A 24,906-nucleotide genomic window follows, 5' to 3' on the forward strand; every position below is an offset into this window, starting at 1 on the left:
TTGCGCCACCGTCTGGGATACCTACGACGATATCCTCGACGCCTGTCAGACCGCCTGGCGATTCCTCCTCAACGATCCAGACCGAATCCGATCCACCGGCGCCCGCAAATGGGCCTGTGTCACTCCCTGAGTGGGCTGGTATGAGACGGCGTTGGAGGCGAGCGTGCCGTGCGCCTATGTCTTGGGCGATGCGGCGTATGGCGCCGACAGCAGTCTGTGCCGCATGCTGTAAACGCGCCATCAGCCCTATGTCCTGGCGGTCCGCGGAGCACACTCGATGCGCCGCGGCGGCGCGCGTGGGTTCGAGGCGACCTGCCCGGAGGAGTTCGCTGATGAGCTGACGCCGGGCGACTGGGCCTGCCACGCCGCTGGCGAAGGCGCCAAGGGCCCCAGGCTCTACGACTGGGCTCGCATTCGCCGCCCGTGGACGTCGGAGCAGGGCTTCGAGCATTGGTTGCTCGTCCGCCGCAAACGCTCCAAATCCGCCGAGAAGGCCTACTACCTGGTCTTCGCTCCGCCGGGGTCGACGCTGGCCGACTTGGCGGCTGTCGCAGGGCTGCGCTGGGCGGCGGAGTAGTGCTTCGAGCGCGCCAAGGACGACTTGGGCCTGGACCACTGCGAAGCTCGCTCCTGGCACGGATGGCATCGGCACATGAGCCTGTGCATGGCCGCCTTAGCCTTTCTCGCCAAGCTGTCGGCCGATCTTCGCCGCAGCTCATGGAGCAAACCGAATGAAACGAGTCCAGGCGCGACAATCGCCGCCTGATCCGCATGGGCGCTCTCGTGCCGAGCGTGCCGGAAATCCGCTGTCTCATCGCCCGGCTGTTCATCGCGCCGCCAACGCGAGCGCCCTTCGTCATGGCATGGTCGTTATGGCGAAGACGTCATCAGGCCGCCGCAACGACCAGACACTATAAACGCAAAAAGTATGCACAACCGTAGTACTAGAGCCTGATCCGAGTTTTTGAATCGGACTGGGATTCACAAGCTGAGCGAATTGTGATTCAGATTCTCTGCCGGGCGGAGGCCGGCAGAGATGCCGACAGCGCTTTCGCTTGATCTTCGTGTCCGGGTTCTTGCCGCAGTGGCATCGGGTCTGAGCCACCGGCAGGCCGCAGAGCGCTTCGGGGTCAGTGCTGCAAGCGTCAGCCGCTGGCGGCGCTGGAGCGTGAACAGGGCATCGCCCGTCCCCGACCGGTGGGCGGGGATCAGCGTTCGCGGCATATTGAGGCGCACGGCGAGTTGATCATGTCGCTCTACGAGGCGACCCCGGACATGACTCTGCAGGAACTGCGCATAGCCCTGGCCGAGGGGGGGCACGGTCGGGTATAGAAGCCTGTGGCGCTTCTTCGATCGTCACGGCATCACCGTGAAAAAAGACGGCGCATGCGGCCGAACAGGAGCGTCCCGACGTCTTGAGGCGGCGCCAGGCCTGGTTCGAGGGCCAACTCGATCTGGACCCGGAGCGGCTGGTCTTCATCGACGAACCGAAGGTCCGCGCGGAGCAGCGAGACGTGGGCCTCGACCAACATGGCTCGCCTGCGCGGTCGGGCACCCCGCGGTCAGCGCCTGCGGGCCTCCATCCCGCACGGGCATGTGTGGACGCCCCCTTGGGCGCAAGTGAAATCTTGGGACAGGCGCGGCGCGTGATCGGGTGCTGCCATGTGTCCGACCTCTGATGCGGCTGGTTCATGTGCCGCGGGCCCGTATGGGAGTACGAGGGGCGGGACCACATCACTGGAACGCGCTCGAAGCGCTCACCATGCGCCTGGTTCTCCCGACCCCGCCTCACCGACGTTGCGCCATACCTATCCTTCAACCTCCTCACGCCTTCCGACAGCCTCGCGTCCGCTCGCCTACGCGGAGACGGCCGGAGTTCGGTAGATTCCACCCTTCGTCAGCAATGCCCAGGCGATGCGCGCGTTCTTGTTGGCCAGCGCCACAATCACCAGCATCGGCGGCTTGCGCGCCAACATCCGGCCGAGCCACGAGCCGACCGGCACGCCTTTGCGTTTGGCCCAGCGCACAACTGCGCTCGAGGCGATGATGAGAAGCCGTCGTAATGTGCGTTCTCCCATGCGCGAGGTGCGGCCGAGACGCTCCTTGCCGCCGGTCGAACGCTGCACCGGCGTCAGGCCGACCCAGGCAGCAAAGTCACGGCCAGAGCGGAACGTCTCCACCGGCGGCGCCAGCGCCTCGATGGCGGTGGCGATCAATGGACCGATCCCGGGCACCGTCATGAGCCGGCGAGCAACGTCATCGGTCTTCGCCCGTGCAGCAATCTCCGCATCAAGCGCGGCAGTCTGTTCCTGCAGGTGGCGCAGCGCGCCGACAAGCACGGCGAGGCAGGTGCGGGCGGCCGGCGGCAGGCCCGAGCCGGAATCCTCGATCTGCGCGATCAGCCGCCCGACGTGGAAGGGACCTTGTGGCGCAATCAACCCATACTCAGAAAGGTGACCGCGGATCGCGCTGATGAGCTGTGTGCGCTGGCCAACCAGCACATCACGAGTCCGAAAGATCATGGCAGAGGCCTGTTTGGTCTCGCTCTTCACGGCTACGAAACGCATGGTCGGGCGCTGCGCGGCCTCGCAGATTGCCTCGGCATCGGCCGCGTCGTTCTTTTGGCGCTTGACGAAAGGCTTCACGTAGGCCGGCGCAATCAGCTTCACCTCGTGGCCGAGCTTACCGATCTCGCGGCCCCAATAATGGGCGCCGGGGCAGGCTTCCATGGCGACTACACGGAGAGGATGGCCAGCGAAGAAGGCCAGCACCTGATCGCGCCGCAGCTTCCTGCGGAAAGCCGGAGTGCCGTTGGCATTCGCGCCATGCGCCTGGAAGACGTTCTTGGCCAGATCCAGGCCGACGGTGCTAACCTCTGTCATGGACACCTCCCTTGGTGGCTCTGAAACGCCACCACCTTGGCACGTCGATGGCATCGGGGGGGCGTCTACCCCATCACCGGAAGACCACCACCTTCGTCGCGGGGTTGACGACGCGCGGTATGATCGCCCCCTTCGTGCTCGCCGGTCCGATCCACCGGCGCGCCTTCGAGACCTATGTCGAAAAGGTCCTCGTCCCCGAACTCAGGTCCGGCGACATCGTCATCATGGACAACCTGTCCAGCCACAAGGGGCCGCGAGTGTACCACCTCATCCAGGCGGCCGGCGCCACCCTCCGATACCTGCCGCCCTACTCGCCCGACTTCAACCCGATCGAGAACGCCTTTGCCAAGCTCAAAGCGCTCCTGCGAAAGGCCGCCGAGCGCACCGTCGACGGCCTGTGGCAGGCAATCGGCCGCTTCGTCGATCTCTTCAAACCAGACGAGTGTGCCAACTACTTCTCCGCTGCCGGATACGATGCAACGTGACCGGATTTTGCTCTAGCATCTGGCGGAGGAGATGGGCCAAGCTCATCGGGCTGACAGTCATGGACACGGCTTTCTCCTGCTCAGATGAGGGTGATGCTGTATTTCGCGGCGATATAGTTTTCGACGAGCGCGATTTGATCTGCAGTCAGGATGGCGCTGAAGACGATGAAGACCTGCGTTTGTCCGTAGAGTGGCAGGCTCAAAGCGCCAGTGACGGAATTGAACAAACAAGCGATCGTCGGGCTCTGGATGCCGTCATAGGCGAGGTCGAGGGAGGCTGCCGCTCCGGTTTGAGTCCCGACGGAGCGCCCGCGATCGGTGTTGAGCGCGATCGTCCCGGCCGAACCGTCGTAGGCGCAGCGGTGTAGATGAATGGCGCTGTCCCGCAAGTCCAGGGCCGGCACGGGATTGGAGATGAGAACGCCCGCTGCAGCGAAGTTCGCCCGCCCGGTGGAACTCGAAAGGGTGAGCTTAGGCGTGTTGTTGCTGGCTGGGCCGACCGCCCCCCACGCAACGCCGCCGACAGTTCCGCCGGATGGGATACCTGGCTCCGAACCGTTGTTTTTGGGAACCCTGACGACAGAGAACGTCGTGAAAGCCGTCGCGCCGAGCAGCTTGACGGCTCGATCGGTGCGCAACCCGCCGCGTTCTGTCGTCGCGTAGATCTCCGCATGCGTCGGATCGGCAAGTGAATAGGCGCCATAGCCGGTGTAGATTGCCGGATGGCCATTCGCGGCTGTCCGGACTGGCGGCGGGATTAGGTTGTGCACCTGCGCCCAGATGTTACGGTTGCGGGCGCGCCAGCGGAAGCCATTCCTGCGATGCACGCCGTGTGTCGCCTCGAACCAGGCCGTCAGGCCAGGAATGGCCTCGATTGCGTTCTCGGCATCCGAGTAGGCGATGGACGGCAGGACGCTAGCGACGTCAATTGTGCGCCGGCTCTTTATCTGTGTCGCCATGCTCAGGCCCCCAACGGTGCCATGCCGACCCGCACGACCTGCAGGTTGGCGTAGTGCGGCGGCGAGCTGCTGTCGCGGATGCAGGTGCGCGCGCCCGTCCTCCGGCCGGAATTCGAGCCGGTCGCCGCGTCCAGGCCGTCGTTGCGCGTCCCGAGATGGATGCGCAGGTCGCCGTCGGGTCGAACTGCAAACTGGACGGAGAGGATGCGGACAGGCGCACCCACGACATCATTGTCAGGCCGGGGCATCAATGAGGTGATGGCCTTCTGGCTGTTGGTGCCGTCGAAGCATTGGACGCCGGCGAGCCCCCACGCTGGCGGGATGACGCCACCGTTCTCGATCGTGCCGGTGAGATCGACCACCAGCGGCGCTGTGAACGTGCGGAAATAGAGATCCAGCCGTGTCGGCGAGTACCAGCGATGCGAGATGACGCGGGTCGAGATCCGACGGCCCTTGCCGAAATAAGCCTCGAAGATCGCCCGGCCTTTCTTTCGTCCATAGCCCTTGTACCCCGGGGACCCGAAATGGACGCCAGTGTTGCCGCTGCCCTCGATCCATGAGGTTTCCTGATCGTAGATCGGCGGCATCAGGAAGAAGTCACGTCCGGCGTCTAACTCGATCGGCGCCAGAATGTGCCCCGGCATCAGGCCGTCGGTGCCGACCGAATTGACCGGCTGGTGTAGCAGAATGATTGGGTCACGCTTCTGGCCGGTGATGGCGCGCACGTCCTCGAAGACGCGCCGGGCCATGTTCTGGCGATGCTCGACAGAGACCTCGCCACGGATGCCGACATTGCGATCGGTCTCACCCTGGCCGTAGTCGATGGCGATGACCTCGATCGACTTCCGGATCTTGCGGGCGGCTTCGACGCAGTTGGCCAAGCCCTTGCGAAACACCGAATGCACAAAGTTTCCAGGGCCGATCTGATCCCAGGTGCGGCCGCCGCGGGAGGCGATGAAAGCCGCGACCTGCGGCTTGACGCCGATATGGGCCAGGCACTGACTGGTAATCTCGCCGAGGCACGAGGAGACCCACGTCTCTTTGTTCGTGTCATAGCCAGTGCCTGGATACTCGTAGACATCGCGGAATGCGTCGAACGCCTGACCATCGGGTTTTTTCCCGACCGCTGGTTCCAGCGCATAGCCCGGATCGATCGGATCGGGAGTTAGAATGACGTCGTCAGGGTTGTCATTCGCAGAGCCTTCCAGTGATTGTCCGAGACCAACAATGAGGAAGACCTTGTCCTCGTAGTCGTCCGGCAGCGAATAGATCGACGCGACCGTCACCACGCTGTTGTAAGGTTCAATCGATTCTAGGTCGTTCGGCCAGCCGCCGGCGCCGAGCGGACTGGGATCTGGCAGCGGCAGTAGCCCAGCAGGACCAGGCACATAGACGCGACCGTCCGTCCCGGCCGCCAGCACTACTTTGTTGCCGGCGTCCGTCATCTCGTGCGCGTAGGGGCCGGAGCCGTAGAGCGTCGCAGTGCTTTGGCTTGAGACCGGACCGAGCCACTTCCAGCCGATTGGTGCTGCCGCATGGAAGGCATAGCTACCGGCGTTCGATACAGTCGCGCTAGTCACGGGATCAACATGCGTGCCGAGGTCGTTCTCTGGAACTTGCGCGCCTTGATTGTTCGGCAGCGTCGTGATCGCTGCCAGGTCGGCATAGGTCGCCAGGATGATGAGGCCTGCGGTTCGGGCATCTTCGAGATTGTTCAAGCGCTCGCTCAAGCCCGAGTTAACGGCCGCTTGCGCCGTCGAGATCGGCTTGTCGCTGTCCCGGGTGTTGTCGACCAAGGAGATGTCAAGCAGCGATCGAGCCTCAGGCTTGGCCGGTGCAGTCACGAGGGCGCGAGAAAAGCTGGAAGTATCAGCGATGTCCGCGGAGCCGATTGTGTCCCAACGTGGCACCAATGATGTCGGTACTTTCAGCACATGTCCGGTATCGCCCGGCACCGGTGGCGGCATGTTGCCGGCAGCCGCGACGACGTCTTGGACTTGCTGGACCGTGGCCAAATCCGTCGCAGCGTGGCCGGGCGCCGCGTTGACACCCCGATGCCCCCCAAACTCCAAGTCCCGCCACAGCGGGAACAGCAGCGGGTCCGGTCCGGTCAGGACGAAGGTGATCTCGGCCTCTTGCATGGTCACTCCGTCACGTCGATGAGGACTTCGCCGACGCGCTGGACAGTCGACGGGGTTTCGAGGAAGCACTCGATCGAGAAGCGGCGGCCTGGCTCTTCGGCCCAGAACGCGCGCGGGATGGTAAGGCGGCACAGCCCGTTCGTGACGATGACGAGGGTGCAGGCGCTGGCCGGCGTGGTGGTGGTGATGTCGAGCACTGGCGTGCCTGTGTCGGGATAGGCGCGCATCTTGAGGCGCACCCGGACGCCTGTCAGGTCGGCGTCGGCGATCCGGGCAGCCTGCTTGGCTTGGATGCTGATGTTGATCGTCGCGTCGTCCGAGCGGAACAGTGTGATCGTGGATGGACCAGCCATGGCGGCTCCCAAAGAAAAGGCTGCGGAGGCGGCTTGCGGAGGTGAGAGAAGAAGGTCAGCGATCCACGAGTCGCCGGAACCGCACCGCACGGTCACGCGGTCCCACTTCATCGGCCGCCGTGGCTCGCAGTGGCGTGCCGGTCCTCGTGCAGCAGGATTGCGCCGGCACGCGATTGGCAGTGGCCCCGGTGGTCGGCGCGGTGGATCTCGACTGGCTGGCCCGGATCGGCTTCAACCCGGGCCCTTGCCTTCGGGCCCGCCGTCAGGTCGTCTACGGGGATGGGCCGACAGGTTCTTTGCGGGTCGATGTCGACGAAGCGGGTGTGCTCGCTGCAGCCGGACAACGGGACGGCGCGCTCGACGGATTGATCGGCGATCATGTTTGAACAGTCCGGTCCCGCGGATGGGGCGGTGCTGGACGTCGATGAGGATCTCGCGGAGGCGCCGGAGAGGCCGTGCCGTCGTCGGGGCCTGCTGACGTTATTTCGAAGCCTTCTCGTAGTCTTTCTGTGCTCCCTTCACGCGATAGTCCCGGTTCGTCATCGGACGTGCCGGCTCGCCCTCTCGCGCGGGGTCGGAGACAGCCCCCTCCGCCAGCGCGTAGGCGGTCTCGAGCGGGACGATCAGGGGCGTTCCGCCCTCCCCGGGGACAAACCGGCTGTGGTCGGGATCGTAGAGGGAAAGCCCGTCGCCGTTGTTGCGCCAAATGCCGCGCTCACGCAGGCGCTGGAGCTCTTCCGGTACCAGTCCGCGGCGGCCGGCTTGTTTCAGCAGGATGTCCTTCTCCATGTCCAGGCCGTCGACGAGCCGCATCGGGTCGGTGGATTCTGGCACGGCGGCATTGATGTGATCGGATTTGATTGCAGTCAAGCTGCCGTAGAGCGATCGGATGGCTTTGTCGGTAGCGCTCAGTAGAGCAACCCCGCCGCGGGAAAGCAGAATCTTGGTCGCATTCCGTAGCAGCACTCGATCGGACGCATAGGGGGCGATATCGTACCTCCGCGGATCGTCGGGGTCGTTGTAGGTTCGGCCGTACAGCGTGCTTGCTATGTCCCAGGAGACCGACAGCCGGGATTGGATGGCTTGATCGATGGCGCCATCCGAGACTGGTTGTTCCGTGTATCTGTCGCCACTGAGTGTATTGCTTCCGGCGAAGACAAATTCGGTCATCGCCGGCAGCTGCCCCGGGTCCAGCGTCGCCGCGGCGAGCAGGAGCGTCGCGCCGTCGCGATCGCCTCGCCCGAGCGCGTCGAGGGCGCGCCCCGCAATCCGCGGCATGCCGGCCTCGGTGAGCTGGCGCAGGATCGCTTGCTGCTGCTCCTTGGCCGGCATGGCCTGGACGAGCCGTGCCATCGCCTCCAGCCGCTGCGCCGGCGGCAGCGTGCCGTCCTTGATCTGCGTCGCGGCGGCGCGGGCCATGTCGAGGGGCAGCAGCCTCTGCTTGTCCGGCGCGATGCCGAGCTGGGCCTGGGCCAGAGCGCTGGCCCAGAGCGCCGCCGTATAGGCCTCGGGCGATTGTTGCGCCGCTTCCCAGGCCAGACGCACATAGGGGAAGACTTGCCGGGCATAGCCGGCGGGGTCGGCGGCCCGCGCCGAAAGCGTCTCAGTCGCTGCGGCAGTGAGGGTCTCGTAGCGGGCCTGGGCTTGACTGGTGCTCTTGCCTGCCGGCGGTTTCGCGGCCTCCAGCTGGGCTCTGAGCTCCGCCTCGCTCTGGGTCCGGAAGCGATGGATGGCGCGGCCGGTGTCCACGGCGCTGACGAAGCCGTCGTACCGGCGCTGTCCCTCCTGTGAGCCGAAGGCCCCGAGGAAATCCTCGCGGCTCGGCATCGGGCCGGCATAGCTGCCGTCGCTCCGAATGCTCGCGGTCGCATCCTGGATCGTCTGCTCGAGCGAGGCGCGCTTCTCCTGGCTGTTGCGGTCGTTGGCCGCGACAAGCGTTGCCGCAAGGCTCTGCTGGGCGTGAGGCGGCAGGTCGGGCCATTGCTGTGCGACGAACCGCTTCGCTGTCGTGTTGGCGTCGGACGCTGCGGCAGGGGCGTCGGTCTGCCCGAGCCGCCGGGCGAGCGGCGGCTTGGCTCCGTCGGGCGCCATGTCGGCGCCGTCCGCGCCGGTGACCACCGTCTCGGCCCTTCGGTCCGCCACCGGCTCTGGAGGCAGGTCGTTGGCGACCGCCGTGACGACTTGGCTCACCAGGGGGACGGCGCCGGGTGTCTGCCCGTCGCGCACCTTGTCCAGATAGGCGCGCGTCTCGGCTGGCAGCACGCGCGGATCCTTGCCGGCATTCAGCCACGCCGCCGCCCGCGAGGGGCCGCCATTATAGGCGACGACCGCGGCATCGACATCGCCGAACCGGTCCATCATCCTGTCGAAATAGGCACGGCCGATGCGCAGGTTGACCTGCGTGCCTTCGGGCGTGGCGAAGAACCTGTGCAGCTCCGCGTCGGACATGGCCGCGACGTCCGCCAGGCCCATGTCCCGTGCCACCTCTCGGGCAGTGGCCGGCTCGACCTGGGCAAGGCCGAGCGCGCCGGCCCGTGACCGCGCTGCCGGGTCGCGGGATGCGTTCTCGGCCGCGAGCATCCTCTGCCAGACCCGGTCTGCCGGCCTGGGCGGAGCAAAGATCGCGTCGACGAGGGTCCGGTTGCCGGCGATCGCGCCGAGATGCGACGAGGCCCATGTGCCGGGCAGATCGGCGAGGAGAGCGTCCTTCTGGATCGGCGTCAGGCGGCGATCGTTCGCGATCAGCGTCCGCTCCTGCTCATAGCTTCTCCTCCAGGCGGCGGCGTCGTCGGGAGTCTGCGCCAGTCTCCCAAGGACGTTGTCGGCGCGTTGACGGGCCAGCGCGCCGGCATGGCGCTGGCTCTCAATGGCCTCGGCTGCTCCGAGCTGTCCCGTCAATTCGCCGTCCAGGGCATAGTAGGCGCTGCGATAGTGCGGCTTGAGGGGGGCGGGCACGGTCTGGTCGAAGGTGTTGACCGCAGCGCGATATCGGTTGCGCAAGTCGGCCGTGGCGCCGCCTCCGCCCGGCTGCATTCCGTCCTGCGCTTGACGCGCCTGCTCCCGCCAGCCGTTTTGGAACTGCTCCCAGGCGGTGGCCGTGTCGAGGGCCTGCTCGGTCCGGCGCTGCTGTGCCAGGTCGCCGGCGAACTCGGTGACGGCGGTGCCGAGCTTGCGCACGGCCGGCCCGACAGCGTCGGCCGGACCGGGCGCGATCGGGCGCCCGCTGAGATAGCTCTGTGCTGCCGGGCCGAGATCGGTGGAGTCGGGCAGGCGGGGCATCAGAGGGACCTCCGCCTGCGGGCATCGCGCATGGTCAATTCGTCCTCCCCATAGGGCGACTTGGACGCGGACGGTATCGCCGAGCCATAGGCCTTGTAGGCTGCCATCGGGGCCGAGAGCAGGCTGGAGCCCGCATCGATGAAGCCCGCCATCCTGGCGTTGCGCGCGTTCAGGCGCTGCACGGCAGCGGCGTCCTCGTAGCCGCGGGCGCGGTTCTCGCCGAGGCCGACCGTCGTGCCGCGCTGGACGTAGCCCTGCGCCGCGGTATCGCCCATCAGGTCGAGGATGCTCGGGTCGGTGGCCGAGCCGCCGCCCGCCGCCGCGAGCGCCTGCTGGCGCGAGGTCACCAGCGTCTGCTTCCTGGCCTGGTCGGCGGCCTCGCGCGAGGCGGCGGCGCGCTCCTCTGTCGCCTTCATGTTGAGCTGCTGGGCCTGGAACTTGGCGTTCTCGGCCTGGGCGTTGCCAGAGAGGATCGAGCCGCCGGCGGAGACCAGGCTGCCCGCCACGCTCAGGGCGGCGAAGATGCCGGGATCGAACACCGCGCCCCTGCCGGCCAGCGAATAGGGTGCATCGTAACCTGCCAGTGCGTGCATCAGAACAGCCTCTTCACATGGACCTGCTTGCCGTCGGGCGCGATCTCGTCCGTCGGCTGGAAGCCGAGGCGCGCCATCCATTCGGCGGCGCGCGGCACGTCCTCGCTCACTGTGGCGTACAGCGCCGCCACCCTGTTCCGCTTCAACCCCGCCAGGAAGCGCAGTGCCTTGCGGTGCAGCCCGCGGCCGAGCGCATCATGATAGTCGGGCGCCCGCAGCACGAATCCCCAGTGGCGCCCGTCGTCGAGCGTCTTCGCCACGCCGCCCATGCCGACGCAGCGCCGCCCGGCCCAGGCCGTGAGCCCGTAGAAGCGCAGCGGCGCCGTCGCCTTCACCGGCCCGAACCGGTAGATGTCGGTCTGCCGGCTGAGCCGGAGCTCAACGGGAATCATGTGTTGCCACGCCGATCACCGCGGCCTTGACGGTACAGGGCCAGGGTGCCTGCGCCTCCAGGGCGAAGCGGCTGTCGGTCGACCAGCTGCCGTCGAAGGACACGGCGGCGTCGTCGATCTCGCCCTCGACGGAGGCCGGGTCGACCTCCCGGCCCCGCACCATCAGCGGCAGCGGGTCGAGCCTGTCGAGCGCGGGCCCGAAGCGCAGCCCGGCTCGCGCCGTGTTGCCGAGCAGCAGGCCGAGGTGGTCGACCCGCTTCCTCTGCAGCAGGGCCGTGCCGGCGTCCGCGGCGTAGGCGAGCTTGGTGGAGAGGAAGGTCGCCGTGTAGGGCAGGCCGTACCAGACCGTCGTCGCGGCCACCGGCAGGGTGAAGCTGCCGCCGGCGACGGCAAGGTCCTGATAGCCCTTGCCGTCGGCCCAGGCGACGATGCCGCGGCCGTTGAAGGCGTCGGCGCCTGATATCGTCGCGGCGGGGCTGGGGTTGACCACGAGCCGGCCGCAGTCGGCCAGGCGATTCACGGCGCCGCCGCGGGTGTCGCTCTCGGAGCTCTGGCGTTCGATGCAGCGCGTCGGCGTGCCGTTCAGCGTGCGCAGCACGCAGAGATACACGTCATCCTGCGTCGTGCCCGGCAGAGCCTCGCCATCCTCGATCGCCCCGTCGGTCTGATAGAGCGCGAAGGCGATCACCTTCTCGTCGCGGTTATAGGTGGCCACCAGCATCGTGCCGTCGGCGAGCACGGCATGGATGCGCTGGTCCGGCCGGCGCTGCACGAAGATCTTGGCGATGCCGGCCTCGGCGATGTCGGGCACCATGCGCATCAGGGTCTGGGCGGCATAGTCGCCGTTATCGCCGAGGGCGATCTCGAACAGGTCGACGCCGCTGCGCCCGACATAGACCCCGCGTGGCCCGATCGCGACCGGCGCGACCTCGGCGCCGCCGACCTGCTCGAACTCGCGGGCCGAGAAGGCGGTCGGGGTGATCGGCTCGTCGATGGCCGAGGAGCGGATCACGTTGAGCGCAACGGCCGAGCCGACCACGAGGTTGAACAGGCGCAGGATCCAGAGATTGCCATCGGCCGGGCCGGTTGCGATCGAGCGGATCACCGGCGCGGCATCGCCCGTCGTGCCGTCGTCGTAATTGTCGAAGGCGTCCGATACCGAGCCGTAGAGGTAGTTCGAGCCGAGCCACCAGAGCCGGCCGTCCTGGAAGGCGACGTCGCGCGGGAAGCCGCGGAAGGCGGACCAGATGCCTTCGCGCCAGTTCGAGGTGGCCACGGTGTCGCCGAGCGGCGAGACGACCTCGGCGCCGACATGCGCATTGTCGGTGTAGCCGGTGACGCGCACCACGCCGACGGTCGAGCCGTTGGGATATTGCAGCTCCACCGTGGCCGAGCCGCTGGTGTATTCGCCGGCGGCGACGCCGATGCGGTAGTAGACGATGGCATTGTCGTTGGTGTCGGTGATCTCGGCGCCGTTGGTGACTGTCGTGACGGCGTTGCCGGCGATGGAATAGTTGAACCAGCCCTCCGGGTTGCCGAAGGCGCGCTGGATGCGGATCGTTCCGACGAATCCGGCATTGTTGAACAGCACCTTGAAGGTGCGCTGCCCATTGCCTTTGGAATTGTCATCCGCAGCGACCCCGCGGGCCCCGGAGACACGGATCGGATCAGTCCACTGGTCGTCGCCGGAGACGGTCGCCGCCACGTCCTGGCCGGTATGGATGAGTTCCCAGATGGCGCCGACATGGCCGGGCTTGAACAGGGCGCGACTGGCGGTGAGCGTGATGCCGCCGGTCTTGCCCGAGGGCCGGATCGTCGCCGGATTGGCCGGCTGCGTCAGGAACGGGCCCTTGATCGAGCGATAGTCGGCCACCGACCAGGAGCGGCGGCCGCGGCTCTCGATGCGCTGCTGGGGGTAGCCGCGGCAGGCGGCGAACAGCACGTCGCCCTGCTGGGACAGGCGCACCTTCCGGATATCGGCCGCCGCCCAGGGCGCCGGCAGCTCCACCACGCCGACGGCATCGAACGAGACCGGCCCGACCTCGCGGCGGTAGATGTCCGGCGCGGCGAACTGCAGGTACACCGTGCCCGTGAGCGTCACGGCGAGCTTGTGGCTGCCGGTGCCGAGCGAGGTCTCGGTGACCAGGTCGTCGTCGCCGGCCGAGGTGCCGATGCGCATGAGCACCGGCCCATAGGGCACGACGATGGTCAGGCCGTGCTCGGTGCCGGCGGAGGCGGGCGGCACGGTGATGGCCTGGGTCAGGGTCGAGCGCGAGATGCCGTTGCCGGCGATGCGCGCGGTGCCGGAGCCGGAGGCGGTGACCGAGCCGCCCGAAACCGCGCCGGCGGTCCAGCCGGTCAGGCCGGCGAAGCTGCCGTTGGCGATGGTGGTGTCGACCGCGCTGCGCATGACCAGGGCGCCGTCGTTCCAGATGCGGATCGTGCGGTCGGTGAGCTCGAGCAGCGAGCACTGCGCCGCGGTACCGACGAACGGGATCAGCCGGGCGGCGAGGTTGTTCCGGGTCGTGCCGAGATAGTCCGTGCCCGGCCGCAGGCCCATCCAGCCGAGGGTGGAAAGCAGCCAGTTGCGCACCGTCTCGCCGCAGACGGCAAGGCGCGGCAGGTCGATGCGGCCGAGCGCCAGCGGCGAGACCTGGCCGCCGTTGAAGCTGTAGACGGGGAAGTTGCCGCGGCTCACCAGCGTCCTCCGTTCTCGCGGGAAAAGCCCTGGCGGGCGCGCACCAGCCGGCCCGGAGCGTGCCAGGCGAAGGGTGTCTCGCTCGCGTCGGCGGTGCGGGCCTGGTCGAGCGCCACATCGAAGGAGAGCCGCAGCTCGTTGCTGTCGGCCGCCGGACGCAGACGCGGTCCGCGCTGCCTGGCGAGATGGGCGGCGACGAGCCGGGCGAAAAGCGGCGGCCAGGTCTCGGGCGGGCGGTACTGGTGCGAGACATAGGAGACGACCAGCATCTCGCTGTTGCTGTGCCAGAACCCGTCCTGCAGCAGGAAGTCGATCGGCAGCGCGGACGGGTCCGGCCGGTCGCGCAGCCAGTTGGTGCGCAGGTGGTCGGCGGGAATCGCATAGGCGCGCGAGAAGCCCGGCGCCGCATAGGCGGCCGGGTCGTCGTCGGGCAGCGAGCCGAGACAGGTCAGGCTCGCCAGCCGGGAGGCGAAGCGCCAGGGCGCCAGGCTGAGGCAGGTGTCGACCGCGGCCGGCCAGGCGCTCGCCATGACGCGTGCCGGCTCGGTCAGGCCGCCGGAGAGCTCGGCGGCCGTGATCTCGCGCTCGGCGATCAGCGCCAGCGCATCGTTGATGACGAGCACCTGGTCCGGCATCAGGCGGCGTCCCGGATCTCGCCGTCGAGATAGCGGCGCAGCCAGTCCTGGGCCTCGGCCTTGTCGGCCAGGCCGATCTTCAGCACCCTGCCGCCGGGCGAGAGCACGCGGAACTTGTGGGCCGGCCCGTTCCAGGCGATCCGATACTCGCCCTGCGGCGACGGCTCGGCCTCGGTAGCCGCATCGCGGCACCAGCGGAACAGCTCGCGGAAATGCACCTCGCCCTCGCCCTTGCGGACGACGCGGCCGTGCCATTCGAAGGAGCCGTCGTCGGCGATGATCTCGAGCACGTCGCGGATGCGGAAGGGCTTGGCGCACTGCACCCAGAAGCCGGGCTGCAGCACGGTCTCCAGGTCCTCGCCCTCGTCGGTCCTGGCGAGATAGACGCGCGTGACATAGGCGTGCTCGCGCAGCTGCACGTCGCCCGGCAGGGCGTAGCGTTCGGTCATCGTCTGATCCTTCGGGTGATGCGGCGCGAAGCCGCCTTGGGGGCGAGCCGGCACCGTGCCGGCTCGCCGGAGGCGGGCTGCGGGCCCGCCATGCGTCAGTCGCTGTTGGTCGCCGTGACGGCGAGGCCGTCGGAAAGGTCGGCCGAGCCGTTGGCGTTGATCGCCGAGACGATCATCAGCTGCGTCGCGATCGGGGTGGCGTCGGTCTTGGTGTACTCGACGAGGTCGCCCTTCTTCATGCCGAGAGCCACGGCATTGCTGACATAGCCGCTGAGGCGCACGGCGGTGACGGCGTCGGAGCCCCGGAGCGTCCAGCGGGCCGGGCCCTGGTTCCCGATGTCGTGCCAGACCAGGGAGGGCGGGGCGGAAACGGAATAGGCCATGCTCGGTCCTCCCTCAGTTCAGGCCGGTGTCGTCGTGCACGATCTTCACCGCGCCGGGGCCCTGGATCAGGGCGGCGCCGTGGTAATAGGTGGTGCGCGCCCAGGAATAGTCGTTCTCCTCGTCGTAGCCGGAGAACACCTGCATGCCCTTGGCGTCGATGGCGTGGCCGACGGCCGACTTGTGCCAGAGGAAGCAGGAGGCCGAGGCCGTGCCCACCCCGGGCAGTTCCGGGCTCATCATCCAGGTGACGTTGAGCCAGCGGCGCTTCTCCGGGCCGACGACCAGCGGCTGGTCGCCGACGAAGTCCTTGGAGGAGAAGCCGACCACGTCGGAGAGATAGAGCCACGCCGCCGGAGTCAGCAGGCCGAACACCTGGCCGTCGTTCGGGATCTTCGCCTTCCACAGGGCATTGAGGCCCTTGTTGATCAGCGTCTTCGACATCGCCGCCGCCGCGCCCGTCGTCACCGCGGTGCCGGCGAGCGTGGAGAGGATGGTCAGGTCGATGTCGCGGTTGATCACGCCGATGGATTCCATCTGCATGATGCGCCGCTGGTCCGATTGGCCGGCAAAGATGTTGAAGTTGGTCTTCTGCGGCTTGTCGTGCCGCTCCTGCAGCGTGACCTGCACCTGGGTGAGGTCTTCCACGGCGGAGGGGATCAGGCCGTTGGCGCCACGCGTCACCGCGGTGCGATTGGGCTTGGTGACGAGGAAATAGGTGGAACCACCTTTCGTCATGGTCTCGGTGGTGACGGTCTCGCGAAGAATCGACTGCCGGGTTTCGAAGCCGGCAATGTATTCGTCACGGTACATCGTCTGCTGGGCGATCGTCGCCATGTGCGATGTCCTTTGAAGGTCGTGGGAGGGGCGATCCGCCGGCCGGTGGGCCGACCGCGGCCGTTGCCCGAGTGCTCGGGGCCGGTGCCGTGGTCGGAGCGTCCTGCGGTTCGGGTGCGTGGTCCGTCGCGGTGGATCGGACCGGTCGCCGAGTGCTCGGCGGGAAAGGGTGCCCGACGAGGCGCGAGTCAGCCGCCGCGGGGGCCGCGCTCGGCCACCCGGGCCTGGCGCTCGTAGACGGCGCCGATCCTGCGCTCGTAGTCGGGGTCGGCGAGCCGCACCTTGGCGGCGCGGTCGCCGCTGTTGGCCTTGGCCACCAGCTCGCGGTGGGCGGCCTTCGCCTCGGCGTCGCCGACGCCGCCGGTGACGGTGCCCTGGTCGTAAGGCGGGCTGTCGGCCTGCTCCAGCGCCGGGCCGAGGATCAGGTTGATGAAGCCGGGCTGGTCGCCGAGATAGGTGCCGTCCTGCATGCGGGCATGCACCAGCGCCTCCCAGGCCTCGCCGCCGAGCTGACGGCTGCCGAAGGCCCGCGCCAGCTCCAGGGTGCGGCCATAGTCGCGGCCATGGGCCGCCCGCAGCTCCTTCTCCGTCTGGGCCGCGAAGGTCCGCGCCGCCACGGCCTGGTCCTGCGTCCGGGCGATCTGGTCGTCCATGTACCACTGGGCCAGGTCCTTCACCTGGTCCTGCGACCAGTGCTTGGCATGGGCGAAGGTGGTGAAGGCCTCGAGATAGGCCTTGTCCGCCTCCGTCCAGTCCAGGCCCACCGGCGGGGCGATGTCATAGGCCTGCGGCGTATCGGGCACGCCGCGGGCCCGGCGCCACGCCGCCTTCTCCTCTTCGCCCGCATCCTCGGGGAGCGGCGCCCCGACGCCCCGGGAGAGCTGCGCCCGTGTCTCCTTCAGGGCACGGGCCACGGCCTTGACGCTGCCGAAGCGCTTCATCAGCCGGGCGAGGTCCTCGTCGCCCTCGGCCACCCGCTCGCGCCAGTCTTCGGGAAAGTCCGGTGCCGTCCGTTCGCCTTCGCCGGCGGGTGCGGCAGGCTGGTCCGGGATGCCGGCACCGTCGGCCGGCGGCGTGCCGGCGGCCAGCACGGGGCGTGCGGGGTCCGCTGCGTCCTGCGGATCGGTGGAGAGGGGCGCGGTGTCGTCAGCCATGGTCGACCTCTGGGAATTGCTCGATGGGCAGGCGGATGGCGCGGCGGATCTGCATGCCGACGAAGCGCCGTCCCTCGGCGAAGACCGTGGCGCGTTCGGCATCCGGCCCGCCGGGCACGTAGGAAATCTCGTCGATCAGGCACGCCTTCTGGCCGATCGCCGCGACGGCGAGGCGCTGCTGCTCGGGTGTGGCGGTGCCGGCGGCGACTGCGCGGATGGCAGCAGCCTCCGGCCGGGCGAACGCCGCGGCCGCGTGGGGATTGCTCATGCAGGACCTTCTTTGATGTGTTTCGTCCGCGACGGACCGGCGCTTGCCACTGGAAATCGCGCGGGCTTGGCCGTGGCGGCCAACGGCAGACGGCTCGTGGCGTTCGAGCCGGCCTGGATCGTCGCCTGCACCGCCGACATGGCGGTCTTCTACCGCGACGTGCCCGGCCTGCCGCCGTTCATCGAGGACGACGTCCAACGGTCCGGGTGGGGCTGGTGAAGCGCGGCATCGTCATGGGCGAGGCGCCGGCCGGATCGCCGTCTGCAACGGCCGCCATTCGGATGGCAACGTCTTGCCGATCTCGATCCGCCTCTGAGAAGCGGCGTCTCAGGCGCAACACCGCACAGTCAGATTTTGCCAACGGAGCCCGCCGGCGTCAACGAGGGGGGCGTTTTTTCGCTTGGCGCGGCCGGGCTCGCCCTGGGCGCCGATCGTGAAAATCCGAGTGATTTTCGCAACGGCGCCGCAGGGATGCGGTGCGATCCTGTGGGTTGGACCTGTCAGCCGAGCCCGCATGGCCGTCGCCCCCACCAGTTCCGCGTCCTCCACGTCCTTCGCCGCGGCCGATCGCCGGGTGATGAAGCAGCTGCGTGAAGATCGGCCATTGCCCGAGAAGGCGGCCAGGACCTATGCCGAGGCCGAGCGGCGGCCGGCTCCGGCGCCGGGCACCGGCCTCCTCGTCGACAAGCTCGTGTGAGGCCGCCGTGATATCAGCGCTTTCGATCGCCACCTCCGGCATGCTCGCGGCCGACGACCGGCTGCAGGCCTCGGCGAGCAATGTCGCCAACATGCTCGATGCGGGACCCCTGGATGACGGAACGGGGGCGTCGGGCACCTATCGGCCGCTGCGGGTCGAGCAGAGCGAAGCGCCGGGCGGCGGCGTCGCGGTCCGAGTCCAGGCCCGCGAAAGCTCTCTTGCAGCCGATGCGCCGGACGATCCGGCGACGAATGCCGAGGGGCTGGTGGCTTTCCCTGATGTCGACCTCGTTCGGGAGAGCGTCGACCAGGCCGGCGCACGCCTCGAATTCGCCGCCAATCTCGCCGTCGTCCAGGCCGGGTCGCAACTGGCGACCAAGCTGCTGGATGCCGTCGCCTAAGCAGCTCCTCGCAGTTTCAGCCGCGACTTGATCTTGCATCTTCCTTGCAGAATCAATGCTGCTCGGACTGCTAAAGCGTTTTGCGATTTGGCAGACTCGCCAAGCATCGCAAAGACGCGTCGAAACAAAGAGTTAGAGCAAAGAAGCGTTTCCGTCCAAACGCGCTTTGCTCGAGGTGTAAGCAGGTTCGGGAGAACCTGCTTGGTCGGTCGGGCCCTCCGCCCCGAAGGCACCCTGCAGCGCCTCCGCGGCCCTGGCGGTGGAGCTGGCGGCATCCGCCACCTGCTTGACGCCGCCGGCGGCCGCGACCACCTGCGAGAGCTGGTCGGCCATGTCGGGCTGTGTCGCGACGTCGTCGGCGGCGTCGTCGGGGTCGTTCCACCAGCTCGCCGGCGTCGTCGCCATGCCGGCGTCGCGGAACATCTCGATCACGTTGATCTGCCGGCCGGACTGGAGCTGCTGGGCCTGCTCCATCTGCGCCGCCACGCCGAGCAGCGCGCCGAGTCCTTGCATCTTCGTCGCCTTCTGTGCCTCGATCGCCTCCTGCAGCGGGTTGGAGAACTGGAACTCGACGTCGGCGCCGCGCAGCTCCTCCGGGACGTCGTCCGGCGGACCGAAGGCGCCGAGCGCCATCAGCTCGGCGAAGGAGGCGTCGAGCACCGGCTGGGTGTATTCGGTCTCCAGCGGCTCGAACAGCGGGATGGCGGCGCGGATATATTCCTCCACCAGCCGGGCCGTCTCGTAGGCCGTCTTGCCGGTCTGCGGCAGGGTGAGCTTGTTGAGGTAGAAGGCATCGGCGATGGCGCTGCGCACATTGGCGAGCATCGCCTCGCCGAAGCCGGGATCGCCGCCGAGGTCGAGCGTGCGCAGTGCCGGGCCGAGCCGCTCGTCATAGACCTTGTCGACCCAGGTGGTGCCGCCGGCGAAGATGTTGACGTCGGAGAGCACGGCGCCCTTGGTGGCGATGGTCGGCGGATCGATACGCTTCTCGCCAGCCTCCATCAGGATCATCGCCAGCTTCTGGATCATGCGTGCGTCGGGCAGCGCCACGATCGTCGCCGGGCTCAGGGCATAGGGCGAACCCGACAGCGTCTGCCAGCGCGGGATGACGTAGCGCTTCGAGCGCACGCCCTCGACCCGCAGCAGTCCCTCCGGCTCCTTCAGCACATAGGCCGAGGCCCAGGGCTGGCGCAGCTTGCGGTCGGAATAGTTCTGCCATTGCTCGCTCGGCATGACGACGTGGAGCACGTCGAATTCGGTGTCCTCCCGGTCGGCGTCCTCGGCGCAGTCGCGCACCCGCTGCGGCAGCTCGTTGCCGGGATGCCGGGCGAGCTGGCGGGCTGTCATCCGGTCCTTGCGCACGACCGGTGAGGGGAAGCCGTGCTCGTCCTCGCTCCAGGCCACGTTGGCCAGATGCCAGTTGCGGTAGATCAGCGAGTCCCGGTCGTGCGTCGGCTCGCAGGTGAGCACGCCGTTGCCGAAGGCCGCGTAGTCGTGATCGGTTTCCTTCATGGCGCGCACGAAGCGGGTGCGGGCGTCGTAGAAGACGCGGCGCATCACGCCGGCACTGCCCTCGAGCCAGGTCCGGCCATGGGCCGAGAGGTGGTCGACCCCGACCGCCCGGATGGAGAACCAGTCCTGGCCGCGCGGCCGCAGCATGGCCGAGAAGGCATTGCCGAGGTCGCGCCGAGCCCGCACCGTGTAGCTGTCGAACAGATGCGCCGCCAGGTCCTCGCCGATGCAGTGCTGGCGGGTGAAGGTGGCGCGCTCGGGAAAGAACAGGTCGGCGATGTCCTGGTTGAGGCGGTCGAACGCGGCTTTCTGCGCGAACAGCCGGTCGGACAGCTTCAGCAGCGCCTTGACGGTCTGGGACAAGTCTCGATCTCCGATGTGAGGGGGAAGGGCCGGCTTCGCGGCCCGGACACGGCCTTGTGATCGGACGTGAAGGCGGCCCGGCTTAGCCCGGGCCGCGGCAGTCGCTAGGGTCGCGGCCTCATCCGGGGGCGGCCGGCGGGCGGTCGCATCGTCCGGTGCCATGCTCCGGGACCACGCCATGCCGACACGCCGCGACGCCCTCCTGACCCTGTCCGGATTCGCCGCCTGCACCCTGCTTCCGGGATTTGCGATGCCCGATGCCCTGGCCGCGACCGCCGCGCTCCGGGGGGACACGATCCCCACCGCGGCTGGCGACGTCGTCATCCACCCCGTCAACCATGCCAGCCTGTTCCTCGGCTTCAAGGACCAGGTGATCGCGATCGATCCCGTCGGCGGCGGCGCGCGCTATGCCGGGCTGCCGAAGCCGACGGCGATCCTGCTCACCCACGCCCATCCCGATCATTTCGACCTGCCGACGCTGGAGGCCCTCGGCGTGGCCGAGCTCGGCCTCACCGGCCCCAAGGTGGTGCTCGACGGGCTGCCGGACGGGCTGAGGGCCAAGGCGCGGCTCGCGGCCAACGGCGACAGCGGCGAGATCGCCGGCGTGGCGTTCACGGCCGTCCCGGCCTACAACACCACGCCGGATCGCCTGAAATATCACCCCAAGGGCGTCGGCAACGGCTATGTCATCAGCTTCGGCGACAAGAAGATCTATATCGCCGGCGACACCGAGGACATTCCGGAGATGCGGGCGCTCACGGGCATCGAGGTCGCCTTCCTGCCGATGAACCTGCCCTACACCATGACCGAGGAGCAGGCCGCGAGCGCGGTCGAGGCGTTCCGGCCGCGCATCGTCTACCCCTATCACTACAAGGGCAGCGATCCGAAGAAGTTCGCGGCGCTGGTCGGCGACGCCGCGCAGGTCCGCCTGCTCGACTGGTACGCCTCCTGAGGCCGGGGACGGTGAAGCGCGTCCTGTTCGTCTGCAGCCAGAACCGGCTGCGCAGTCCGACCGCCGAGCAGATCTTCTCGCAGCGGCCGGATCTGGAGGTGGAGTCGGCGGGGACGAACCACGATGCCGACACGCCGCTCACGGCGGAGCTGGTGGCGTGGGCCGACCTGATCTTCGTCATGGAAAGGGCGCATCGCGACAAGCTGCAGCGGCGGTTCCAGCGCTCGCTGAAAGGCAAGCGCGTGATCTGCCTGGATATCCCCGACGACTACGAGTTCATGGATCCCGGCCTGGTCCGCCTGCTCGAGGCGAAGGTGTCGCGCCATCTGCCGGGATAGATGCGGTCTTCGGAAAGCCTTTCTCTCCGAAGGGGGCCACGGGGCCGGGACGGCGATCACCGCTTCCGCTCCGGCCGCTGCCCCATCAGGCCGAAGGCCCCGGCGCCAGCGCCACCTCGATCCGGTCGCCGATGCGCCGGATGCGCAGCACCGGCTGTGCTTCGCCCGCCGCGAACGGCACCGAGATCAGCTGCGACTGTCCGGGCGCCAGCACGGCGGCGAAGCGCACCACCAGTCGCTGCTGCACCGCGTCCCCGGGTCCGGCATCGACCGTCGTCACCACGTGCCAGCCGTCCGGAGCGCTCACCCAATAGGTGATCGCCCTGGCGCCGGCGCCGAGCTCGGTGGTCACCCCCTGGCCTTCGCGCAGAGGGACGGAGGGGTCGGCGGCCCGGACCGGGGCCGCGATCAGCAGCGCGGCCAGACCGGCGGCGAGGCTGCTCTTCAGCATCGTGCTCATCTCAATCTCCTGTGGTCACGAGCCGTCCGACCCCGTAGCGCGCGGCCGGCTTGGCATTCGAGAGACGGCCGGCCATGGTGCGGCGGGCCGCCTCGTACACATCCCACTCCGTCTTGTCGGGCAGGGAGGGGATGGTGACGATCTCGCCCTGATCGAGGCCCGCCAGCGCCGCATCGACCAGATCCTCGGCCGACATGACGATTTCCGCCGGCAGGTTGTGCACCGGCAGGCCGGCCACGTCCCAGAACTCCGTCGCGGTGGCGCCGGGCAGCACCGCCTGGATGCGCACGCCCTTGCCGGCGAGCTCGTGGTGCAGGGACTGGCTGAAAGCCAGCACGAAGGCCTTGCTGGCGCCGTAGACGCCGTTCAGCGTCTCGGGGGAGATCGCCACGATCGAGGCGATGTTGATGATCGTGCCGGCTCCCCGCGCCGCAAAGCCCGGCGCCGCCGCATAGGTCAGCCGCGTCAGCGCGCCGACATTGAGGCGGATCAGCGCGTCCATCGCCTCCACGTCCGACCCGAGGAGCGGCGCCGTCGCGCCGACGCCGGCATTGTTCACCAGCACGGTGATGCCCGCATCCCCGCGCAGCCGTTCCTCGATCGTGGCGAGGTCGGCCTTGTCGTCGAGGTCGGCTGCGATGGTCTCGATGCTCCGGTCCGTCGCGGCGCGGAGGCGCTGGGCCAGGGCCGCGAGCCGGTCGCGGCGGCGCGCGACCAGCACCAGGTCGTGGCCGCGCCGGGCCAGGCGGTCGGCATAGACGGCGCCGATGCCGGAGGAGGCGCCGGTGATCAGGGCTCTGCCCTTGTTTTGTGGAGTGCTCATCTCTCGTCTCTTCGTGATGCCGGCGGGTTGGCCGTCTCATGCACGAGATGTAGGCTTGCAAGTCGATGTCTCAAATGACATATATCCGGCGTTTTAGGACATCTTGCGGAGGCGACCATGCGGCGCATCGGGTTCGTCGCGTTCCCGGGCTATCAGGTGATGAGCTTTGCCGTCATCACGGTCTTCGAATATGCCAACTTGGCTGCCGGCGAGCCGGTCTACGACGTCCGTCTCCTGTCCGAGACGGGCGAGTCGGTGCGGACGTCGATCGGCATCCGCGTGGACACCGCGCCGCTCGACGACTCGGAATACGACACGCTGATCGTCGGCGGCGGCGCCGAGATCGAGCCCTCGACGCCGGGGCTCCTCACCTTTCTGCGCCGTGCGCCGGAGCGCTGCCGGCGGGTGGCGGCCACATGTACCGGGGCTTTCATTCTCGCCGAGGCTGGTCTCCTGGATGGCCGCCGCGCCACGACCCATTGGGCACATGCGCGCGCGCTGCAGGCGCGCTTCCCGAAGGTGAAGGTGGACGAGGATCGCATCTTCATCGCCGATGGTCCGGTGTGGACCTCGGCCGGGATGACCGCCGGCATCGACCTGGCGCTGGCCATGGTCGAGCAGGACCTTGGCATCGAGACCGCCCGGGCGGTGGCGCGCAAGCTGGTGGTCTATCACCGCCGCGCCGGCGGCCAGTCGCAGTTCTCGGCGTTGCTGGAGCTTGAGCCGAAATCGGACCGGATCCAGACGGCCCTGGCCTATGCCAGGCGCCATCTCGACACGCCGCTGACGGTCAATGCGCTCGCCGAGGCAGCGCATCTCAGCCCGCGCCAGTTCAGTCGGGCCTTCCATGCCGAGACCGGCCAGTCTCCCGCCAAGGCGGTGGAGCATCTGCGTGTCGAGGCGGCCCGGCTGATGATGGAGGAGGGCCGCCATCCCATCGACGACGTCGCCCGCCAGACCGGCTTCGCCGACCCCGACCGCATGCGCCGCGCCTTCCTGCGCGCCTTCGGCCAGCCACCCCAGGTGATCCGCCGCAACGCCCGCGCCGAGGCCAGGGTGTGAGGCGGGCTGAGACAGCAGGCGAAGAAGGTGGGGTAGCAGGCGGCTTGGGCGGTGCCTGGTGAATATCGCCTGGCGACGTTCGGTTGCAATTTATTAGCCTGCACTTATCGGTCGCGCGTACCTCTCGTCACGCTGCGGCCTGTGCGCTATCGATGCTCACTATGGCGCAACGCGAAAGCCCTTCCCGAGGCACTCAGGTCTCACGGCGCGATGCGAAGACCATCGCCCGGATCGTCCGGGTCAATCATGCCGGGGAATTCGGCGCGATCCGGATCTATTCCGCGCAGATTCTGGTGTCTGGCTGGTTCTGGCCCGATTGCCTTCCTTTGCTCGCGGAGATGCTGGCGGACGAGCGGAGACACTGCGCCCAGTTTCGGGACGCGATGCCGGCCCGCAACTCGCGGCCGTGCCGTGTGATGCGGTTCTGGAGTCTTGGCGGCTGGCTGCTCGGGTTCTTCACGGCCCTGCTCGGCCGCCAGGGCATATGGGCGTGCACCGCGGCGGTGGAAGCCACGGTGCATCGCCATCTCGACGACCAGCTCCACTTCCTTGGGGATCGCGACGCCGCTCTGCACGCGGTTATCCTGTCGATCCGCGAAGAGGAGCTTGCGCATCTCCATCATGCCGAAGCCAGGCTTCACGCTCCCGGCATGGTCCTCCGGTCCCTGCGCCGTATCATCTCGGCGGTGACGGACGGCCTGATCTGGCTGTCCACCTGGGGCGATTCATCGAGGATGGCGGATGCGCTTTTGGCCGATCGCGGCATTCGCTGAGACAGCGCCGAGCGGGTGCG

At 68.2% G+C, this 24,906-nt stretch carries 25 protein-coding genes and 3 pseudogenes; 11 read left to right on the forward strand and 17 right to left on the reverse strand.

Annotation, left to right across the window (positions count from 1 at the left end):
• Positions 1-538: 538 nt before the first annotated feature.
• Positions 539-766 (forward strand): annotated as a pseudogene (locus tag QO011_RS42635) (IS701 family transposase); the annotation flags it as partial.
• Between the two features lie 270 nt (positions 767-1,036).
• Positions 1,037-1,596 (forward strand): annotated as a pseudogene (locus QO011_RS40070) (helix-turn-helix domain-containing protein); the annotation flags it as partial.
• A 260-nt stretch (positions 1,597-1,856) separates the two neighbouring features.
• Here the strand turns inward: QO011_RS40070 and QO011_RS40075 are convergent.
• Positions 1,857-2,882 (reverse strand): IS110 family RNA-guided transposase, encoded by a 1,026-nt coding sequence (locus QO011_RS40075; RefSeq protein ID WP_307285601.1) that lies wholly within the window; start codon positions 2,880-2,882, stop codon positions 1,857-1,859.
• Positions 2,883-2,947: 65 nt separating this feature from the next.
• Here QO011_RS40075 and QO011_RS40080 point away from each other — a divergent pair.
• Positions 2,948-3,367: pseudogene (locus QO011_RS40080) on the forward strand (transposase); the annotation flags it as partial.
• Between the two features lie 80 nt (positions 3,368-3,447).
• On the opposite strand, the gene QO011_RS40085 reads toward QO011_RS40080, so the two are convergent.
• Genes QO011_RS40085 through QO011_RS40095 form a run of 3 tightly spaced genes read right to left on the reverse strand, consistent with a single transcriptional unit; the run spans position 3,448 to position 6,820 of the window.
• On the reverse strand, positions 3,448-4,326 hold the full coding sequence (locus QO011_RS40085; protein ID WP_307285606.1) for a hypothetical protein: 879 nt from the start codon (positions 4,324-4,326) through the stop codon (positions 3,448-3,450).
• Positions 4,327-4,328: 2 nt separating this feature from the next.
• On the reverse strand, positions 4,329-6,467 hold the full coding sequence (locus QO011_RS40090) for a hypothetical protein (RefSeq protein ID WP_307285609.1): 2,139 nt from the start codon (positions 6,465-6,467) through the stop codon (positions 4,329-4,331).
• Positions 6,468-6,469: 2 nt separating this feature from the next.
• Positions 6,470-6,820 carry a hypothetical protein gene (locus QO011_RS40095; protein WP_307285612.1) on the reverse strand — a complete coding sequence of 117 codons (351 nt, stop codon included), beginning with the start codon at positions 6,818-6,820 and terminating at the stop codon, positions 6,470-6,472.
• 134 nt (positions 6,821-6,954) lie between these two features.
• Between QO011_RS40095 and QO011_RS40100 the strand changes: the two genes are divergently transcribed.
• A complete protein-coding gene (locus QO011_RS40100; RefSeq protein ID WP_307285614.1) occupies positions 6,955-7,206 on the forward strand; it encodes a hypothetical protein in 252 nt (83 codons plus the stop codon).
• 94 nt (positions 7,207-7,300) lie between these two features.
• On the opposite strand, the gene QO011_RS40105 is transcribed toward QO011_RS40100, so the two are convergent.
• From QO011_RS40105 to QO011_RS40150, 10 genes are all read right to left on the reverse strand, one after another.
• Positions 7,301-10,099, reverse strand: coding sequence for a transglycosylase SLT domain-containing protein (locus tag QO011_RS40105; RefSeq protein WP_307285616.1), 2,799 nt, complete (start codon positions 10,097-10,099; stop codon positions 7,301-7,303).
• Complete coding sequence (locus QO011_RS40110) at positions 10,099-10,692, reverse strand: hypothetical protein (protein WP_307285619.1); 594 nt, start codon at positions 10,690-10,692, stop codon at positions 10,099-10,101. Before QO011_RS40110 ends, QO011_RS40105 begins: the two co-directional genes overlap by 1 nt.
• Entirely contained in the window at positions 10,692-11,084 is a 393-nt protein-coding gene (locus tag QO011_RS40115) for a hypothetical protein (protein ID WP_307285622.1), read from the reverse strand. The genes QO011_RS40110 and QO011_RS40115 overlap by 1 nt, the downstream gene beginning before the upstream one ends.
• Positions 11,071-13,782 (reverse strand): phage tail protein, encoded by a 2,712-nt coding sequence (locus QO011_RS40120; protein WP_307285624.1) that lies wholly within the window; start codon positions 13,780-13,782, stop codon positions 11,071-11,073. Before QO011_RS40120 ends, QO011_RS40115 begins: the two co-directional genes overlap by 14 nt.
• Positions 13,779-14,417: a phage connector family protein gene (locus tag QO011_RS40125; protein ID WP_307285627.1), complete on the reverse strand. Its 639-nt coding sequence runs from the start codon at positions 14,415-14,417 to the stop codon at positions 13,779-13,781. The genes QO011_RS40120 and QO011_RS40125 overlap by 4 nt, the downstream gene beginning before the upstream one ends.
• Positions 14,417-14,866: a hypothetical protein gene (locus QO011_RS40130; protein WP_307285630.1), complete on the reverse strand. Its 450-nt coding sequence runs from the start codon at positions 14,864-14,866 to the stop codon at positions 14,417-14,419. Before QO011_RS40130 ends, QO011_RS40125 begins: the two co-directional genes overlap by 1 nt.
• A 95-nt stretch (positions 14,867-14,961) precedes the next feature.
• A complete protein-coding gene (locus QO011_RS40135) occupies positions 14,962-15,249 on the reverse strand; it encodes a hypothetical protein (RefSeq protein WP_307285633.1) in 288 nt (95 codons plus the stop codon).
• Positions 15,250-15,262: 13 nt separating this feature from the next.
• Positions 15,263-16,084 carry a phage capsid protein gene (locus QO011_RS40140; RefSeq protein ID WP_307285635.1) on the reverse strand — a complete coding sequence of 274 codons (822 nt, stop codon included), beginning with the start codon at positions 16,082-16,084 and terminating at the stop codon, positions 15,263-15,265.
• Between the two features lie 188 nt (positions 16,085-16,272).
• Entirely contained in the window at positions 16,273-17,238 is a 966-nt protein-coding gene (locus QO011_RS40145; protein ID WP_307285637.1) for a hypothetical protein, read from the reverse strand.
• The gene (locus QO011_RS40150; protein WP_307285640.1) at positions 17,231-17,506 is read right to left on the reverse strand and encodes a hypothetical protein; all 276 of its coding nucleotides are present in this window, start codon (positions 17,504-17,506) and stop codon (positions 17,231-17,233) included. The genes QO011_RS40145 and QO011_RS40150 overlap by 8 nt, the downstream gene beginning before the upstream one ends.
• 96 nt (positions 17,507-17,602) lie before the next feature.
• Here QO011_RS40150 and QO011_RS40155 point away from each other — a divergent pair, with 96 nt between their 5' ends.
• The 3 genes from QO011_RS40155 to QO011_RS40165 all read left to right on the forward strand — a co-directional run bounded on the left by QO011_RS40155 (position 17,603) and on the right by QO011_RS40165 (position 18,603).
• Positions 17,603-17,725, forward strand: coding sequence for a hypothetical protein (locus tag QO011_RS40155; protein WP_307285643.1), 123 nt, complete (start codon positions 17,603-17,605; stop codon positions 17,723-17,725).
• Between the two features lie 295 nt (positions 17,726-18,020).
• Positions 18,021-18,203: a hypothetical protein gene (locus QO011_RS40160; RefSeq protein ID WP_307285646.1), complete on the forward strand. Its 183-nt coding sequence runs from the start codon at positions 18,021-18,023 to the stop codon at positions 18,201-18,203.
• A 7-nt stretch (positions 18,204-18,210) separates the two neighbouring features.
• Positions 18,211-18,603: a flagellar basal body rod protein FlgC gene (locus QO011_RS40165; RefSeq protein ID WP_307285649.1), complete on the forward strand. Its 393-nt coding sequence runs from the start codon at positions 18,211-18,213 to the stop codon at positions 18,601-18,603.
• Positions 18,604-18,735: 132 nt separating this feature from the next.
• Here QO011_RS40165 and QO011_RS40170 read toward each other — a convergent pair whose 3' ends face one another.
• Positions 18,736-20,478, reverse strand: a complete 1,743-nt coding sequence (locus tag QO011_RS40170) for a portal protein (RefSeq protein WP_307285652.1) — start codon at positions 20,476-20,478, stop codon at positions 18,736-18,738.
• Positions 20,479-20,656: 178 nt separating this feature from the next.
• On the opposite strand from QO011_RS40170, the gene QO011_RS40175 reads away from it, so the two are divergent.
• Together QO011_RS40175 and QO011_RS40180 are read left to right on the forward strand one after the other, a co-directional pair.
• The gene (locus QO011_RS40175; protein ID WP_307285657.1) at positions 20,657-21,430 is read left to right on the forward strand and encodes an MBL fold metallo-hydrolase; all 774 of its coding nucleotides are present in this window, start codon (positions 20,657-20,659) and stop codon (positions 21,428-21,430) included.
• Positions 21,431-21,441: 11 nt separating this feature from the next.
• Positions 21,442-21,768 (forward strand): low molecular weight protein tyrosine phosphatase family protein, encoded by a 327-nt coding sequence (locus QO011_RS40180; RefSeq protein WP_307285659.1) that lies wholly within the window; start codon positions 21,442-21,444, stop codon positions 21,766-21,768.
• Between the two features lie 85 nt (positions 21,769-21,853).
• Here QO011_RS40180 and QO011_RS40185 read toward each other — a convergent pair whose 3' ends face one another.
• Both QO011_RS40185 and QO011_RS40190 read right to left on the reverse strand, forming a co-directional pair.
• Entirely contained in the window at positions 21,854-22,228 is a 375-nt protein-coding gene (locus tag QO011_RS40185) for a hypothetical protein (RefSeq protein WP_307285663.1), read from the reverse strand.
• Between the two features lies 1 nt (position 22,229).
• Positions 22,230-23,051: an SDR family NAD(P)-dependent oxidoreductase gene (locus QO011_RS40190; RefSeq protein WP_307285666.1), complete on the reverse strand. Its 822-nt coding sequence runs from the start codon at positions 23,049-23,051 to the stop codon at positions 22,230-22,232.
• Between the two features lie 117 nt (positions 23,052-23,168).
• On the opposite strand from QO011_RS40190, the gene QO011_RS40195 reads away from it, so the two are divergent.
• Both QO011_RS40195 and QO011_RS40200 read left to right on the forward strand, forming a co-directional pair.
• Positions 23,169-24,113: a GlxA family transcriptional regulator gene (locus QO011_RS40195; protein WP_307285668.1), complete on the forward strand. Its 945-nt coding sequence runs from the start codon at positions 23,169-23,171 to the stop codon at positions 24,111-24,113.
• 161 nt (positions 24,114-24,274) lie between these two features.
• Positions 24,275-24,886: a demethoxyubiquinone hydroxylase family protein gene (locus QO011_RS40200; RefSeq protein WP_307285672.1), complete on the forward strand. Its 612-nt coding sequence runs from the start codon at positions 24,275-24,277 to the stop codon at positions 24,884-24,886.
• Positions 24,887-24,906: the final 20 nt, after the last annotated feature.

This window comes from Labrys wisconsinensis (assembly GCF_030814995.1).
Taxonomy (GTDB): domain Bacteria; phylum Pseudomonadota; class Alphaproteobacteria; order Rhizobiales; family Labraceae; genus Labrys; species Labrys wisconsinensis.

Excerpts from the sequence above, each read along its gene's own strand:
- QO011_RS40160 (WP_307285646.1), top strand. The coding sequence starts at position 18,021 with ATGGCCGTCGCCCCCACCAGTTCCGCGTCCTCCACGTCCTTCGCCGCG.
- QO011_RS40185 (WP_307285663.1), bottom strand. The coding sequence starts at position 22,228 with ATGAGCACGATGCTGAAGAGCAGCCTCGCCGCCGGTCTGGCCGCGCTG.
- QO011_RS40195 (WP_307285668.1), top strand. The coding sequence starts at position 23,169 with ATGCGGCGCATCGGGTTCGTCGCGTTCCCGGGCTATCAGGTGATGAGC.
- QO011_RS40135 (WP_307285633.1), bottom strand. The coding sequence starts at position 15,249 with ATGGCCTATTCCGTTTCCGCCCCGCCCTCCCTGGTCTGGCACGACATC.
- QO011_RS40175 (WP_307285657.1), top strand. The coding sequence starts at position 20,657 with ATGCCGACACGCCGCGACGCCCTCCTGACCCTGTCCGGATTCGCCGCC.
- QO011_RS40085 (WP_307285606.1), bottom strand. The coding sequence starts at position 4,326 with ATGGCGACACAGATAAAGAGCCGGCGCACAATTGACGTCGCTAGCGTC.
- QO011_RS40145 (WP_307285637.1), bottom strand. The coding sequence starts at position 17,238 with ATGGCTGACGACACCGCGCCCCTCTCCACCGATCCGCAGGACGCAGCG.
- QO011_RS40140 (WP_307285635.1), bottom strand. The coding sequence starts at position 16,084 with ATGGCGACGATCGCCCAGCAGACGATGTACCGTGACGAATACATTGCC.
- QO011_RS40115 (WP_307285622.1), bottom strand. The coding sequence starts at position 11,084 with ATGATTCCCGTTGAGCTCCGGCTCAGCCGGCAGACCGACATCTACCGG.
- QO011_RS40105 (WP_307285616.1), bottom strand. The coding sequence starts at position 10,099 with ATGCCCCGCCTGCCCGACTCCACCGATCTCGGCCCGGCAGCACAGAGC.
- QO011_RS40125 (WP_307285627.1), bottom strand. The coding sequence starts at position 14,417 with ATGCCGGACCAGGTGCTCGTCATCAACGATGCGCTGGCGCTGATCGCC.
- QO011_RS40150 (WP_307285640.1), bottom strand. The coding sequence starts at position 17,506 with ATGAGCAATCCCCACGCGGCCGCGGCGTTCGCCCGGCCGGAGGCTGCT.
- QO011_RS40090 (WP_307285609.1), bottom strand. The coding sequence starts at position 6,467 with ATGCAAGAGGCCGAGATCACCTTCGTCCTGACCGGACCGGACCCGCTG.
- QO011_RS40190 (WP_307285666.1), bottom strand. The coding sequence starts at position 23,051 with ATGAGCACTCCACAAAACAAGGGCAGAGCCCTGATCACCGGCGCCTCC.
- QO011_RS40095 (WP_307285612.1), bottom strand. The coding sequence starts at position 6,820 with ATGGCTGGTCCATCCACGATCACACTGTTCCGCTCGGACGACGCGACG.
- QO011_RS40110 (WP_307285619.1), bottom strand. The coding sequence starts at position 10,692 with ATGCACGCACTGGCAGGTTACGATGCACCCTATTCGCTGGCCGGCAGG.
- QO011_RS40075 (WP_307285601.1), bottom strand. The coding sequence starts at position 2,882 with ATGACAGAGGTTAGCACCGTCGGCCTGGATCTGGCCAAGAACGTCTTC.
- QO011_RS40200 (WP_307285672.1), top strand. The coding sequence starts at position 24,275 with ATGGCGCAACGCGAAAGCCCTTCCCGAGGCACTCAGGTCTCACGGCGC.
- QO011_RS40130 (WP_307285630.1), bottom strand. The coding sequence starts at position 14,866 with ATGACCGAACGCTACGCCCTGCCGGGCGACGTGCAGCTGCGCGAGCAC.